At 55.0% G+C, this 15507-nt stretch carries 12 protein-coding genes; 5 read left to right on the plus strand and 7 right to left on the minus strand.

All coding sequences use genetic code 11. The features are described from left to right. Positions 1 to 130: 130 nt before the first annotated feature. Positions 131 to 1564 carry a leucine-rich repeat domain-containing protein gene (locus RID21_RS21765; protein ID WP_350192549.1) on the minus strand — a complete coding sequence of 478 codons (1434 nt, stop codon included), beginning with the start codon at positions 1562 to 1564 and terminating at the stop codon, positions 131 to 133. A 355-nt stretch (positions 1565 to 1919) separates the two neighbouring features. Further along, positions 1920 to 3470: a glycoside hydrolase family protein gene (locus RID21_RS21770; protein WP_350192551.1), complete on the minus strand. Its 1551-nt coding sequence runs from the start codon at positions 3468 to 3470 to the stop codon at positions 1920 to 1922. A 188-nt stretch (positions 3471 to 3658) separates the two neighbouring features. Here RID21_RS21770 and RID21_RS21775 point away from each other — a divergent pair, with 188 nt between their 5' ends. Then, the gene (locus RID21_RS21775; protein WP_350192553.1) at positions 3659 to 4747 is read left to right on the plus strand and encodes a bifunctional transcriptional activator/DNA repair enzyme AdaA; all 1089 of its coding nucleotides are present in this window, start codon (positions 3659 to 3661) and stop codon (positions 4745 to 4747) included. Positions 4748 to 5053: 306 nt separating this feature from the next. Here the strand turns inward: RID21_RS21775 and RID21_RS21780 are convergent, their stop codons facing one another. Next, positions 5054 to 5596, minus strand: a complete 543-nt coding sequence (locus tag RID21_RS21780; protein WP_350192555.1) for a DUF1572 family protein — start codon at positions 5594 to 5596, stop codon at positions 5054 to 5056. Positions 5597 to 5738: 142 nt separating this feature from the next. On the opposite strand from RID21_RS21780, the gene RID21_RS21785 reads away from it, so the two are divergent. Together RID21_RS21785 and RID21_RS21790 are read left to right on the plus strand one after the other, a co-directional pair. Beyond that, the gene (locus RID21_RS21785) at positions 5739 to 6161 is read left to right on the plus strand and encodes a hypothetical protein (RefSeq protein WP_350192557.1); all 423 of its coding nucleotides are present in this window, start codon (positions 5739 to 5741) and stop codon (positions 6159 to 6161) included. Positions 6162 to 6203: 42 nt separating this feature from the next. After that, on the plus strand, positions 6204 to 7769 hold the full coding sequence (locus tag RID21_RS21790; RefSeq protein WP_350192559.1) for a leucine-rich repeat domain-containing protein: 1566 nt from the start codon (positions 6204 to 6206) through the stop codon (positions 7767 to 7769). Positions 7770 to 7957: 188 nt separating this feature from the next. Here the strand turns inward: RID21_RS21790 and RID21_RS21795 are convergent, their stop codons facing one another. Next, the gene (locus RID21_RS21795) at positions 7958 to 8455 is read right to left on the minus strand and encodes a hypothetical protein (protein ID WP_350192561.1); all 498 of its coding nucleotides are present in this window, start codon (positions 8453 to 8455) and stop codon (positions 7958 to 7960) included. A gap of 441 nt (positions 8456 to 8896) precedes the next feature. Between RID21_RS21795 and RID21_RS21800 the strand changes: the two genes are divergently transcribed. Beyond that, on the plus strand, positions 8897 to 9139 hold the full coding sequence (locus tag RID21_RS21800; RefSeq protein WP_350192562.1) for a hypothetical protein: 243 nt from the start codon (positions 8897 to 8899) through the stop codon (positions 9137 to 9139). An 18-nt stretch (positions 9140 to 9157) separates the two neighbouring features. Here the strand turns inward: RID21_RS21800 and RID21_RS21805 are convergent, their stop codons facing one another. From RID21_RS21805 to RID21_RS21815, 3 genes are all read right to left on the minus strand, one after another. Further along, entirely contained in the window at positions 9158 to 10276 is a 1119-nt protein-coding gene (locus RID21_RS21805; protein ID WP_145438938.1) for a potassium channel family protein, read from the minus strand. 124 nt (positions 10277 to 10400) lie between these two features. After that, complete coding sequence (locus tag RID21_RS21810) at positions 10401 to 12515, minus strand: glutamine synthetase III family protein (RefSeq protein ID WP_350192602.1); 2115 nt, start codon at positions 12513 to 12515, stop codon at positions 10401 to 10403. 766 nt (positions 12516 to 13281) lie between these two features. Next, positions 13282 to 14298, minus strand: a complete 1017-nt coding sequence (locus RID21_RS21815; protein WP_350192564.1) for an endonuclease/exonuclease/phosphatase family protein — start codon at positions 14296 to 14298, stop codon at positions 13282 to 13284. A gap of 171 nt (positions 14299 to 14469) precedes the next feature. Between RID21_RS21815 and RID21_RS21820 the strand changes: the two genes are divergently transcribed. Next, a complete protein-coding gene (locus RID21_RS21820; RefSeq protein WP_350192566.1) occupies positions 14470 to 15507 on the plus strand; it encodes a hypothetical protein in 1038 nt (345 codons plus the stop codon).

Genomic DNA, 15507 nt, shown 5'->3' on the forward strand with positions numbered 1-15507 from the left:
AGATCCGTGCTGTACATTGATCATATCTGGTCGAAAGAGCAGAGTCTACGAATGATTCCAGAATCGCAGTGGCAGTCAGGTTTTCGGTCTCCGGTGGATACTTAACTCACATAGAGGCAGTAGAGCGTTCTCAAACCTGCTTCTCTGGTTTGACCCAGGACACATGACATTCCGGCAGCTGCGCTTTCAACTCCTCAAGTAGTTCCATGGGGATCCCGGGGAGATTAAGACCCAGGTAGCGGAGTTGTGTCAGCCGCCCCAATTCTCGAACTCCCGCTGCATCGACCGGCACCTCAATCAGTGTCAGTTGCTTCAGTTCCGGCAGATCTGCGAAGACGCGAATTCCTGTTGCCGTTACTCGCGGGGGCGAATCCTCACCTGTGTGACGCAGGCTCATCTGCCACAGTTGCTTCAATCCACGCAAGTGAGCGAGATCCTGATCTCGCAGCGTAGCGACCTCCAGGGCCAGTCCCTCCAGCCGGAATAGCTGTCCCACCATTGCCAGAAGATCACCGGTCACCTGGGGCATCGCTGACAGCCCCAGGAACGTCAACTGTTCCAGTGCCGCGAGTTCCTGCAGCCCCTCATTCACGGGAACACAATGCAGGTTCAGAGTCGTCAGGTTCTGCAGGTACGCCAGCTGTCGAAAGCCGACGTCGCTCAGTGGTGTCTCCCGGAACCTGAGGTGGCGCAGTCCGTGTAGCTCACCAATCGTCGCCAGCGTAGTATCGTCCAACTTCATAGCATCTAACCAGAGCTTTGTCAGTTGGGGAAAGGAAGTCAGGTACTGAAACGCCGAACCGGGGGTCGTTGTTTTTCGCAGATGCAAATCCTGCAGTCGCGGTAGCCCCGCCAGAGTTGCCAGCCCCCGTTTCGTCAGTGGCGCGTTCTGGATCGAAAGGTTCGCGAGCGGATTCAATTCTCGCATGCTTTCCCACAGATGATCAGTCTCATCCATATCAAGGATACAAAGGTGGAAATTCAGCGCACCCTGTTTGATGCCCGCAGAAATCCGCACCCCTGCCTTGCGCAACCACTCCACGGCTTCCCGCAGCCGGGGAGGCAGCAGGAGATCATCGAAATCGATCCCCCCATCCAACAGCATATGTTGCCGGGCAGTGAGTGTTCTGAGACGGCGTTGATTCTCCGGATCCTTATCATCTTGCACAGACAGTTGTCCCAAGGCCAGTGAATTCAGGTAGTCCGCGATCGTGCGCACGGTCTCAAAATCGGTCGGCACCTTTGTTTTCAGGTGGACCCGGGAAGCAGACACCAGTCCTTCGATCTCATCCCCCCGATCATTCAGGGGAATCGAAATATTCCGGGCTGGACCGAGTCTGCGTTCGTTTCGGTCTATATCGGCTTCCACGCGATCCTTGATAATCCAGGGCCTGCCTGCGGCAGCTTCAGCGGCTGCGAAGTCCCGAATCACTTTTCGCCGCTGCGCATGAAAATCTTCCACCGTCACGCGGGTGCCGGGAAACCGCTCGGTCAGATCGGCAATGATGCTGTCGGGATCCAGCAGATGACGCTGATCGGGCGTTTCCAGGCGGATCGTAATCATAGGCGTTGAAAACCCACGAGACAGGAAAGAAAGGACCAACAGATCGGCAAATCGATCAGTGCCATGATACCAGACACAAGTCCGCAAGAGAACACCCTGCCTCCTGAGTGGAACAACGAAGGGTCGCTCTTGAATATCATCTACCGATACCAAACATCATGGGTAAGCCCGAATGAAATTCGGGCCGAGCGCAGCGAGCAGGAAATTGTCAGCACAAGCGATCAACCCGGCAACAGCATGCGATCTCCAGAAATGTAGGGGAGGACCCATGTGTCCTCCCGCCTGGGGACTCTCAATAGAATTCAGACTGGCAGGGGGAACAGAATGAACCATTCTACCCTGACCAGTCCACGCGTTACCCCGCCTCACCAAACTCAAACTCAAACAGCCGGGCGTTCCGCAGCGTAAATTCCACACGTACCGGCTGCCGCGCCAGTCGGCTCAGATCACTGCCGGACTTCCATTCCACCCGGTGATCGATCTCATCCGCGTTGATCCACGCACAATCCTCGCGACCAAAACCGGGCAGGGGAGTCCCTTCAAGATCCAGCAGCGCCACCCGCACACCTCCCGCGCCGGCGGTGCTCAGGTTGAGCCGCAGGGAATCGCCGGTAAATCGTAGCGGCTTTGTCGTGACCACGCCGCCGGGATAACCTGCATCCAGCGAGACAAAACCGTCCACGCGCTGCGTTGCCCGATAGATGCCTCCCAGATCCTTCTTCAGCCACGCGGCCCGGTCTTTGAGATCCCGATCCCAGACCACGGGCCGGCCATGCGTGTGCGGCCAGCCGACGAAATACTGATGCAGCTCGCGGCCCCGGCGGATCAGCCCCTGTCCCATGCTCACCAGCCGCAGGTCCAGTCCGTCATAAAAGCCCGCAGGAATATAAGGCGTTCGCCAGCGGTGCCAGTTGACGCCGTCGCGGCTCGCGGCAAACTGCACATCAAACGTCCCGTCATTACCGTTCAGCGCGCGGTCCTGCCAGTCCGGCCCTTTGAATGTCTGGTAGGCGGCGGGAAAGGCGAGATACACGTGCGGGGCGAAGGGATACTTCACCGCGGCACTCGTATACAGCTGCACGCCCGGCGGATCATCATCGTCGCGGGCCATCACCGTTTCCAGTTCACGACTCAACGTGGGAACTTTGTCTTTGCCCCAGATATGGTACGGCGGAACGGACGCGTCATAAGGCCAGGGCGTTTCGAGATCTTTCACGGCCACCCGCGCGACGGCCCGCACCGGATTCCAGCAGCGGGTATAAATCACATACTTCTGTAACGCCTCGTCCCACAGGCCGCAATGCTGACTGTCGGGCACGAAGGGGAGCATCCGCGTTTCCGATTCACTCCAGTGCACCCCGTCCGGCGACGAAGCCACATACACGCCCGCCTTCTGGGGATCGGGCCAGTACCGGGAATACAGCAGCCGATACCGCTTCTCCGCCGGGGCACGCGGATCGAGGAACACGCTCGCTTCCACCGCCTCTACCGGCAGCAGGTTGTTCTCCCGGTTCCCCTGGTATTCCTTCAGCCCCAGTTGCGGACGTTCCCAGTGAATGCCGTCTTTGCTGGTCGCCAGGGCGAAATGTTTCTTCTTCTCCGCGTCATAACTCCCATGAAACAGTTTCGCGGTCCCGTTGTCATCCACGACGCTGCAGTAAAAGATAAACCCCAGCGCTGCGGAAGGCTGCTCCGGTTTCAGCACTCGCTCAATCGCAGTCGGCGAATTCAACCGCCGCGTCACGCCGCGGGTCCGCCCGGTATCAAGGAGCAGATCATCCAGAAACAGTTGACGCTCCGAACCGATGGAGGGAATTTCCGAATCCGCAGCCCTCACCACTGCAGGCAGAGCAGTGGCAGCGACCGCGGTTTGCAGAAACTGACGACGTGTGAGAGGGGAATTCATAGTGAGGCTTTCATTCAAAAGCTAAATATCTGTACTTCAACTCATCACATAATTTACGGACAGGGAACATCAATAGAGACTTCAGCTGATCCCACAAATCCCAATTCCCTGTTCATTTCCCGGTTGTCACGCTCTGGTGAACCGATACCATGATAGCACAGTCACCAGATATTGCAGGACTTCCCGAGATGAAACAGACAGATCGACCAGTTACCGAAACCGAATCGCTGCCGGACCGGGAGACGATGTACGCCGCCCTGGTCCAGCGGGACAGCAGCTATGAAGGCGTCTTCGTCGCCGCCATTCGCACCACCGGAATTTTCTGCCGGCCCTCCTGCTCGGCCCGCAAACCCAGACCGGAGAATGTCGAATACTTCGCCAATGCGAAAACTGCCCTCGCGCACGGCTACCGGGAATGCAAGGTCTGTCGCCCGCTCGTCTCACTCGGCTCCACCCCCGACTGGCTGCAGCCGCTGATTGAAGAAGTCGATCAGGACGCCACTCTCCGCCTGACCGCTGACGACCTGCGGGAACGGGGCCTCGACCCGGTCCGCGTCCGCCGCTGGTTTCAAAAGCTGCACGGCATGAGCTTCGCCTCCTACCTGCGGATGCGGCGGATCAACCAGGCCTTCAGCCAGCTGCAACACAAATCCACGGTAACCGACGCCGCACTCGACAGCGGTTACGAATCGCTGAGCGGGTTCGGCGAGAGCTTCAAAAAAGCGATGGGCAACGCGCCCGCCAGAAGTAATGACCAGCAGGTGATCAACGTCAGTCGCCTGCTGACACCCTTGGGACCGATGCTGGCCGGCGCGACAGAGCAGGGGATCTGCCTGCTCGAATTCACCGATCGGCGGATGCTCGAAACGCAGCTCAACCGCCTGCAGAAACGACTCAACGCCCGCGCACTCCCCGGCGACAGTCCCTGGTTCCCGCAGCTCGACGGCCAGCTCCAGGCTTACTTCGCCGGGAAACGAACCGACTTCGATCTCCCCCTGGTCCTGGCGGGTACCGAGTTTCAGGAAAAAGTCTGGAACGCCCTGCGGACCATTCCCTGTGGTGCCACCCGCTCCTATTCCGAACAGGCCGAGATCATCGGGCAGCCCACCGCAGTCCGAGCCGTGGCCCGCGCCAACGGCGATAACCGCATCGCGATTCTGATCCCCTGCCACCGCGTCATCGGAGCCGACGGCACCCTCACCGGTTACGGCGGCGGCCTCTGGCGCAAAAAACGCCTGCTGGAAATCGAACAGGGAACAGACGCCCCAACCAAGTGAGCAGAATGGCACTCGCCACCGGTAAAATGTAAAACACTGTTTCCAGAACCAGCAGCGGGTGGCCGCGAATGCAATTCGTGGTTGTCGCAGACAACAGGAGGTTGCGTAGTGAGCGAAGACTGGTGCTGTATTGCGCCTGAATCTGTTTCCGTTCAGCAAGGAAAAATCGGTTTGAGGTTCGACGCGGTAACTGCGACCTCCTGCTCGCTGCGCTCGGCCCGAATTACATTCGAGCCCACCCATTCTTCTTCGTGGTTTGTTGCTCTCTAAAATCTGAGCATTACAAGGAGCGCAAGTCCACTCAGGTCATTTTCCCGGCTTCCCCTCTCCCCAGCGTTCTTGATTAAACTGTTCCGACTGGCCGCGGGGAATCGTCAGTGTGTTCCAGTCATCGCCGGCCTGAATCCGGGCCACCTGCACGATCTGTCCTACGTGATAACAGGTGTGTCCCAGGGAACGCTGGATCGCCAGCGGCACGGTGTGGGCATCCCCTCGGATATAGACGGTCGTTTCCAGATCGCCGGGGGACAGGCTTTTTAGGGAATCAAACAGTATCCCCCAACCCCGCTCCCAGTAGACCAGCAGCTCGTCCCGGTTTGAGAATGAATCCACAAATTCGTCGTCCCGGTTCCGGTCCAGCTTCTCGCCGTCGGTCGTCAGGAAATCGGTCCATCGCGAAATCAGGTTCCCGGCGACATGTTTCATGATCACCGCAATCGAGTTCGTATGCGCGTCGAGAGCAGTGCGGAGCCCCTCATCAGAAACCTGTGCCACCGCCCGTTCCGCCATCTGCTTCTGAGCCTCGAAAACATTGAGTGTCGCCGACATGAATTGAGAGAAATGTTCCATCTAAAATCCCTTTCCGCGTGAGTTGTCTGTATCAGTCTCAGTCTGAAGATTAAATCGGCTTTTCGCAAGCGACCGGCCTGGCTATTATGAAAGGCTAAACGGCTCCCAGAACTGTAATCCCGATTCATCAAGGATTGTTGCGATGAGCTACGATTTACTGGTATTCGACTCACAGGCGGCACCACGCGAGCAACAGGCCTTTCTTGACTGGTACTCCACACAGGTCGATTGGTCCGAGACTTATGACTACAACGATCCCGCCGGAACGACACCCGAACTCCGCAGCTGGTTCGATGAGATGATCCAGAACTGGCCGCCCATGAACGGGCCACTGGCCACCGATGATGTGGATGATCCGCACATGTCCGATTACTCCATCGGACCCCACGTGATTTATATTGCGTTCGCCTGGTCCTGCGCGGATGAAGCGTATCTCGTCACCAGGCAACTCGCTGAAAAACACCAGGTAGGCTTCTTCGGCGTGAGCAGCCAGGGGGAAATCATCTTCCCGGACGGCCAGACTCTCTCTACCACTCCAGACAAACCCTGGTGGAAATTCTGGTAAGCAGGCTGTCTTCTGCTCTGGTTGATCGATTATGATAGAGCGATGCGTAAACCCTCCCGAAAATTTCTCGTGCTGCTGACCCTCTGTATGACAGCCGTCTGCGCTGCCTATGTCTGGCACCGCGCTCCCGAAGTCAAAACCCCCATGGTACAGCAGCAGGCTCCGCCTCCAGCGCCGACGTCTCAGGCAACTCTGGACAAACTGAAACAGCTGGGAGCTCGCTGGAAGCAGAATCAGCATGGGCAGGTGTACTGGCTGTTCCTGAAGCGACTCCCCCTGGCCGATGAAGATCTGACCGTTCTGAAAGAACTGCCCGAAGTGCAGACGCTGACGCTGCGGGGCGTGCATACGATTAAGGGAAACCACTTCACAGATGACGGCCTGCGTCACGTGGGGCATTTGAAAAAACTGCGTTATCTCGACCTGAGTGTGAATTACCAGCTGACCGATGCAGGGCTGCGTCACCTGGAGCCTTTGAAAAAATTAGAACATCTCGATCTGAGCGGCAATTTTAAATTTACCGATGCCTGCGGAGAGTCGCTGGCGCAGTTGACCAGCCTGCAGAGGCTCAACCTGAGTCAGACCTCTTTGACCGCCGCCCTCCTGCCCGACTTGAGTCGGTTATCACGATTGAAGAGCCTGTCGGTTGAACGGATGGTGCTGGATGATAATACGATTGGTGATTTTGAAAAGCTCCCCCTGCAGGAACTAAAGGGAGTTCAGATTGATGATGCCGACCTCCGCTTATTGCCACGCTTGAAATCGCTGCAGAAACCACCGTTTCCAGATTACCGGTGGATTGAAGATCGTCACCTGATTTATCTGACTCATTTTAAAAAGATCCGGGAAGTGGATGTGACTCTCACACGCGGAATCAGCGATACCTCGCAACTGAAACACCTGCAGGCGCTGCCTGAACTGGAGATTCTCGCGATCGGTATCGGGAAAAACTCTGAAGCTCCGCTCGACCGATCGGGGTTGCTTGCCCTGGCAAAGGTTCCCACTCTGAACGAATTGAGGGTGGGGCTCATCAATGCGCCAGCTCTGGAAGCAATCAGCCATTGTGCCCAGGTCGATCAGCTGTATCTCAGTGGAGACCCCAGTCAGCTTCAGCCAGCCGACCTGGCATGTCTGAAAAATATGAGCAGCCTCAAGAAAATCACAGTGCAGGTGGATCTCGTTTCGGATGATCTCTGGGCTGCACTGGGGAACGTGACATCACTCGAAGAAATTTCGTTTAACAGGGGTTGGCCGCCACAAACCGAAAAGCCGCAGTTTTCCATGACAAGCCTGAAACTGCTCCAGAACTTACCGCATCTCAAGGGGCTGGACCTGAATGGTTTTCCTGTGACCGATGAGGGACTGGGTTACCTCGGTCAATGTCGAACTCTCGAGAGACTGGAGCTGAATAATGCGCCGATTACGAATGCGGGACTGCTGCAGTTACGCCATCTGGAACATCTGAAAAGACTCAATTTTTATCGCAGCAAAATTGACATGGATACCGCTGAAGAACTGCATCGATTCATTCCCCAGTGCCGCATCGAAGATAACTGGTGCTGTGGCTGTATGACCATTTATGCCGATCGAAGTGTCACTCAGAAATAGAGCAGATCGAGCAGATATGAAGGCAGGCACGCTCACCGCTGATAATCAGCCACGATGCCATCCACGGCTTCTGCCATCTGCTTCTGGGCTTCGAAAACATTGAGCGTCGCCGATAGGAATTGTGTGAAAGAGTTCATTGATCTCTATCTCTGGAAATTAGTTATTTATTTTTTAGTGCAACAGAAACATCAGTGGCGTACTCTGTCTTCCATCTCTTTCACCGCCGCAATCGCTTCGCTGTAGCGGGCCAGTGCTTCCGTTTTCTGTGCGGCCGTGAGCTTATCATTCGCAGCCACCTGTTCCTGTTGGTCTTCCAGATAGAGTAACGCAAACTTTTTGCGCAAAACCTGGCATAGTAACTTGGCCATGTAGTAGCGGTTTTCTTTCTCCGGTTCCTGGCCAATTTTTCTTAAAGTGGCATGGACTACATTGGGCCCCATATAGCAGAGGGCATGATAGGCCGGGCGTTGTTCACGACAGAACAGTTTGTATCTGTTTGAAGGAAAATAATAGGTTTTTTGTTTCTGGTTGATTTTATCCAGCAGTGCGTCGATCAATTCTCCGATTCTATTTCCTGAATGCATATACCCGAGAAGCATAATCATCGCATCTTCATTGTTGACCGGGGGATTTAACGGGCCGGGACCCGGACCAGAAAACCCCGGGGCCTGATATTTTCTGAGCATACTCCAGTTTGTTGAATCGAACTGATTCAGGGCACGATGATACTCACTTGAAATATCCACAGCCTCTTTCCAGGAAACCTCATTAAAGTACATCAGCGATTTAATAAAGCATTTCTGCTCGGGACGTGTTTTCCTGGGCTCCGCCTCATCGGTCCGGGCAGTCTGCAGGCCAGCTGTGGAGACACACGTTAACAGAATCAGAACCGCGCATGGAAAACGCAATCCCCGGAAGGTATTTCGCTCTGGAAAAAGACATCGCTTGATTGCCATCGGACAGAATCTCCTTATTCATGTTTCACGGGGCAGGCAGATCACAGTTTCGGCTGTATCACACTGCGTCAGGCTGTTATCATAGCTGGTATGTAACATGCGTTCAATTGGCTGGTTCCGATTGAGTAGCCCGTCCGGAAGTAAACTGTTGCAATTCGAAAGGTTTGACCCATGCAAAGAATGAACCCCTGGATGCTCCTGGTCACCGCTGTCTTTTCCTCGATCGCAATCTGGTTCAGCCGTGAGGGCACTGAATTTGTTGCGATCGGGATATTCGTATTGTTCAATCTGGTCACACTCCATCTGTTACAACTGCAGAAAGAAAACGACGAACTCCGCACCCGGCTGGAAGCACTCGAAGGTCATGCGCCAGCGACAGACCTGCCTGAAAATGGGGCAGTCGCGCATGGTTGAGATGAGGTGAACCGGATCTCAAATCTCCGCGGTCGCACCTCGATAGCGGATCTTGATTCCCTTCGAAGCGAACTTCTCTGTCATGCGGGGCACGTCGGTATCATGGACTAAAACGATCACGGTATCCCCTTCCTGCAGTGTCGTATCCGGCGTGAGATCTTTTTCTACATCGCCGTTGGCTCGGCGGATCGCGACCACCAGGTAGCCCCGTTCGCTGCGGACCTCAATCTTTTCCAGCGTCTTATTCACAAACGCGGAACCGGCGGTGACCTGGAGTTCTTCAAACTGGAGACCGAAGTGCCCCAGTTCATCTTTGATGGCGCCTTCGCTGGTCAGTTCTTCCAGCATGTTTTCCGCGGTGGGTCGCATGATCAGTTGCGCAACCTTGCTTGCCCCGATCGCGGTGGGCAGCACGACCCGGTTCGCACCACAGCCCAGCAGTTTCTTTTCGGTTTTCGGATTTTCACCCCGGGCGATGATCATCAGGTCCGCATTCATCTCGCGGGCGGTGATCGTCACGAATACGTTGGTCGCATCTTCCGAAAGTACCGTCGCCAGCACCGCAGCGCGAGCGATGCCCGCCTGTTCCAGAGTCGTTTCTTCCGAAGCATCCCCGTAGATGACCCAGTAGCCCTGTTCCTCAGCCGCCTTGAGACGACGCTCGTCACAGTCGATCACCACAAATGGTTTTCCCGCGGCGAACAGGTTTCTGGCCAGAATCGATCCCATGCGACCGATGCCGCAGATGATCGTGTGGCCCTGCATGCGTTCAATTTCTTTCGCCATTTTTCTCGCTCCCAGTGCCCGGTTGATTTCACCGTCAATCAGCATCTGCATGAAACCGCCGATTGTATAGATCACCGCGCCATAGCCGGCAATGATCACCATGATGGTCAACGCGCGCAGTGCCGATGATTCCACCGGCTGCACTTCGCCGTAGCCGACGCCGAAGATCGTGATGATCACCATGTAGATTGAGTCTTCGAGTTTCCAGCCTGCAGCAACATAGCCGATGACAGCAATCAGACAGATTGCGAAAAACAGCGAGATCCCCGTGATGATTTTGCGGAACGGACCTGAGTGACGAGGTCGGCGCTGATTCCCTGCGGTCGAAATGTGTGATTCAGGTTCCGTCATGGCTCGTCTGCTCGTCAACGCGCGGGAAGGAATCGAAGGCGGTGGCTCAAATAGGAACGGAGCCGCACCAGCACTGTGCCGGTCGGCTCCTGTTCCGAAAAATCCAGCTTATTCATCAAGACGATTATTTGATGAACAGCATTTCCTGGTAGGTTGGCAGCGGCCACAGATCGTCGGCCACAATACCTTCCAGTTCGTCTGCATATTCGCGGACTTTGTTCATCAGCGGCAGAATCGTATGGCAGTAGTAGTTCGCTTCGGCCAGCAGATCTTCCGATCCGTTTTCGGCACCAGCGGCTTCCAGTTCGCCAATACTGTCCTGCAGGGCTTTAACCAGTGCAGTTACCTTGTCCAGGGTCTTGGTGTCGAACTCGTAGTCCAGCATTTTCAGGCTGGCACAGTTGGAAACCAGTTCGCCCTGGTAACGGATGACAGCCGGGAAGATCATGGTCTTGGCCATCTTCAGTGTCAGGTTGTACTCGACCTTGATCGACATGACGTACTGCTCAAGGTAGATTTCCAGACGGCTTTCCAGTTCGCGTTCCGACAGGACGCTGTACTTGGTAAACAGTTCTTTGACTTCTTCTGTCTGCAGAATCGGCAGAGCGTCTGCGGTGGTTTTGAGGTTCAGCAGACCCCGTTTTTCCGCTTCAGCGTGCCATTCGTCACTGTAACCGTCGCCATTGAAGATGACGGCACCATGTTCGTTCATGATCTCGGTCAGCAGTGTCTGCAGGGCAGAGTTCAGTTTGGCAGGATCGCCACCGGTGGCTTCTTCCAGTTTAGTCGCACAGTAATCCAGTGATTCAGCGACGATGGTGTTCATCGCAACCAGCGGACCGGCGATAGACTGGTTGGAACCGACAGCACGGAATTCAAACCGGTTACCGGTGAAAGCGAACGGGCTGGTTCGGTTACGGTCGCCCGCATCTTTCGGCAGCGGAGGCAGTACGTCGACGCCGACGGTCAGTGTACCCTTCGGAATTGAAGAGTTAGCACCACCGGCTTTGATCTGTTCGAAGACGTCAGTCAGCTGATCACCCAGGAATACTGAAATGATGGCTGGAGGTGCTTCGTTAGCACCCAGACGATGGTCGTTACTGGCAGATGCGACAACGGATCGCAGCAGGCCCTGGAACTTGTGAACCGCACGGATGACGGCACCACAGAACAGCAGGAACTGTGCGTTTTCATGAGGAGTATCGCCAGGATCAAGCAGGTTGCCCTGAGAGGAACTACCCATTGACCAGTTGACGTGTTTCCCTGAACCGTTCACGCCAGCGAAAGGCTTTTCGTGTGTCAGACAGACCATGCCATGTTTTTCTGCAGTGCGTCGCAGCGTGGTCATCAGCAGCTGCTGATGGTCGGTTGCGATGTTCGCAGATTCAAACAGCGGAGCAATTTCGAACTGACCCGGAGCCACTTCGTTGTGACGGGTTTTAACGGGAATCCCCAGTTTGAACAGTTCGCGTTCGGCTTCAAACATGAAAGACAGAACACGGTCGGGGATGGCACCGAAGTAATGGTCGTCAAATTCCTGTCCCTTGGGAGGCTTGGCGCCAAACAGGGTACGACCGGCGTTGAGCAGGTCGGGACGGGCATAGTAGAAGTTCTTGTCGACCAGGAAGTATTCCTGTTCGGGACCGGCGGTCGAAGAAACCAGGCTGCCGTCAGTATGACCGAACAACTTCAGAATTCGCTGTGCCTGGGTGTTCAGAGCCTGCATCGAACGCAGCACGGGAGTTTTCTTGTCGAGAGCTTCTCCGGTCCAGGAAACGAATGCGGTCGGAATACACAGTGTGGTTCCGTTGGTGTTTTCCAGAATGTAAGCGGGGCTGGTGACGTCCCAGATGGTGTAACCGCGGGCTTCGAATGTCACACGGATACCACCGGTCGGGAAGCTCGAACCATCGGGCTCACCCTGGATCAGCTGTGAACCGCTGAATTCAGCAATCGCACCACCGTCTCCATCGGGAGAGAGGAAGCTGTCGTGCTTTTCTGCGGTGGAACCGGTCAGGGGGTAGAAAACGTGTGCGTAGTGAGTGGCACCTTTTTCGATGGCCCAGTCTTTGATTGCGGAAGCAACAACGTCTGCAGTCGAGCAGTCCAGTTTCTCACCAGCTTCGATGGTTTTGACCAGCTTCTTGTAGACTTCTTTCGGCAGTCGTTTTTTCATAACTGACTTGGAGAAGACGTTGGCATTGAAAAGCTGTGCGGTGGGTTCTTCTTTGTAGTTCATCGGAGGATAACTTGGCTTGTAGCTGGTGACTGCGGCGATGGCGGCGGAACGGGTTGAACCAACGGTGGTTTTGGTGCCATTGCTGCCACCGGAATACGAAGTGGACGCACTCGAAGTTGCTGTGTTCACTGTTTTGACCTTTTCATAGGGCGATTAATACGACTGACAAAACAACCGGCCGATACCACTCATACGTGAAGCGCATCACCGGTGAAACGGAGATTCATCCAGGATAATCAAGAGTGCGGGCCTGGCGGCCTGATCCGTTCACGTCGCCGGGCAGTCATTGCCACGTGCCGCTCAAGGGAACCCGCATCCGGAGATTCTGAGTGAGGTTATATCTAATTATGTTTATGTGATTGATTTCGAAACTGGAGTCGCTCGGCGGGTGAATCGCCCGCGAGCTTACACCAGATTGGCTCAGAACTTCCTGTGAAGAAGAATATTTCTTAACAATAGCAGAAGGTGTGCCAAACCGCAGCTGATAACCCGATTTACTGTCACAATCGACTTCCCGTTGAACCCGGAACGGATGTTTTGGACACCCGGAAGCAGAGGTACGGGATTTTCACCACTTATTCCCCCGGAAATAGAGCCCTTCCGACCTGACACCCTGCAGACGTCCAATCTGGAGAAAATTGTCTGCTGCCGGGAAGACAACAGGCAATCTGTGCCTGCCCGGAGAGCATATGCCGAATATGCGCGCAAATTATGCACGAAAAAAAGGCAGAGAGTTTGGCCACGTAATACGTGTTCGTCTGTCAATTCAGTCCAGCAGCAGATCCGCGATCACGGCCCGGTGGTCCGTGTCTTCGGCCTGTTGGGCTACGACGCGGACCGGCTGAAAGCGAGTGTCGCACCGCACCTGGTCAATCCGCAGGAAGGGGACCGCGTTGGTAATCGTGCAGCCCCAGCCCGCTCCCGCGCTCGTAAAAGCATCGCGCAGCCGTGGAGGCAGTTCCCCGAAGATCGGATCCCGCGGGTTGACGTTGAAGTCCCCACCCACGATCAGCGGCAGGTCTGCCGGAAGCTCTGTTAGTCGGCGACTGAGTGTACGCAGTTCGTCCCGCTGCTGAATCCGTTGATCACGATACGCACGCCAGCATTCCGGGTTCCACAGATCCGACCGGAATGGAGGCGGTGTCAGTCGCAGCGAAACCACGGCGATCTCGCGACCGGTCTGCAGGCGCACTCTGCCAATCACAAAGCTGACCGTCGATGCCAGCGGCTGGATTGGCGTGCGACTCAAAATCGAAGAGTCCACACCCGCCAGCAGGCCTGCATCCTCTCCCAGGAGCGGCTGGCTGATGTCGCGGAGTTGAATCACACTCGGCGTTTCCTGGATCAGAATCAGGTCCGCCTGATATTGTTCGAGTGCCGCCACCGCGCGACTGCTGCCATGTGCATTGAGTGAGATAACCCGCAATGGAACCCACTCTCCCGCCTGTTCCCGCCAGGCCGGATCGGCATCATGCCATGTTCCCCGCCAGAGGCTGAGCGGCGTATCCGCAAACACCACCAGGAACAGCAACCAGAGCCCGATCGACGCCAGGGCGAAACGTCTGCGCTGCGCCCGTAACAAGATCAGCGCCAGTCCCACACCACAGCCAAACCAGCACCAGCTCGGATAAACGGTTACCGCAGCACACACATCCGGCTGCCAGACGTAACAGATACTAAGCCCGACCCACAACAACAGCGTGATGGCAGCGGTGATCCGCGCAACAACCCGATCCAACCTGCTGTCAGGGTGGGGATCGGTGTTGGCTTCGGATTCCGTCATGCCCATAATCTACTGTGCGTAAAGTCTGTGTCAAAAAATACTAGCCCGGTTCCACGCTCTAAACTATGATACCCGGTGCTGAAATGCGAGAGGTACTTAGGAAGTTTTGGGAACAAACGGAGGCGCAGGGAAGTGAGACCACTAGGTAATCGAAAGTCAGCCGGATGGCTGATGCTGTTTTCTCTGTTGTTCGGATCTCTCTTGTCCGCAGAAACACCTGAGCAGCCTCAGGAAAATACCTCGCCTCGCCCCGAGATTCATTTTGATGAATTAAAGAACGACTACCGGATTATCGGCCGACTCGGAAAACCAGTAGGAACATTTCATACGATTCATGGAACATGGAAGCGTTTCAATTTTTCCGGGCGTCAGTTGTTTTTTGAAGTCACCCATGTAGATTTTCAGCAATTGACGGAGCCCCAGCTCTATCCTGAACGGCATTTCAAAGTGGCGTTACCTTGGGAAATCGATCAATCAAGAGTCGATCCAGACCATTCCCTCATATATGAATACCGAGTCTGGGAATCCCTGGAATATTTTGGAACCCCTGATGATTTCTGGAAGGAATCCGGTTTGCCAGAATCGATTGGTGTCCTGCCCGGTATCAAAATTAAATTCGAGAAAGAGTTCCTGCCTTTGGAACTCACCAGTGAATTGAATTATGTCAAGGTGCGGAGCATGAATGAGGAAGAGGCGAATCGCAGGTTAGCAAAATTAACGGTGGCAGACAGCAGGCTTATATCATCGCCTCAAAAAAGGGATATCAGCTTCTACAATTTGCGCGACCAGTATCAGATTATCGGCCGACTCGGAAAACCATTGGGCGAGTATTCTACTATTCGTGGTTATTGGCAAAAAGGAAAAATTCCTCGAGGGCGTGATGTCTATCATCTGTTACTTTTTCATGTAACCCACTTGAATGGGAGTGCTCTTGAGAAACCAATCATTTTCGATCGTAAATGGAGTGGCGTCCAAAGCTATGGAGGACTCCCCTTCGATCCTCCGGTAGGCAAACCTGTAGAGTCAGAGATCTGGGAGATGCGTGTTGTCGAAGTTATGCGACATAAGGGAATGGCGGCAGGATATAACCGGGAATCCGGATTGATCGAACAGCACAACAGCGTGTTTGAGTTATATGATGGCCTCCTGTTTCATCGCCGTCCCAAGATCGTTAGATACACTTCCAAATTAACTGAACCAGCGAAGTAG

Source organism: Gimesia sp., from assembly GCF_040219335.1.
Lineage (GTDB): Bacteria > Planctomycetota > Planctomycetia > Planctomycetales > Planctomycetaceae > Gimesia.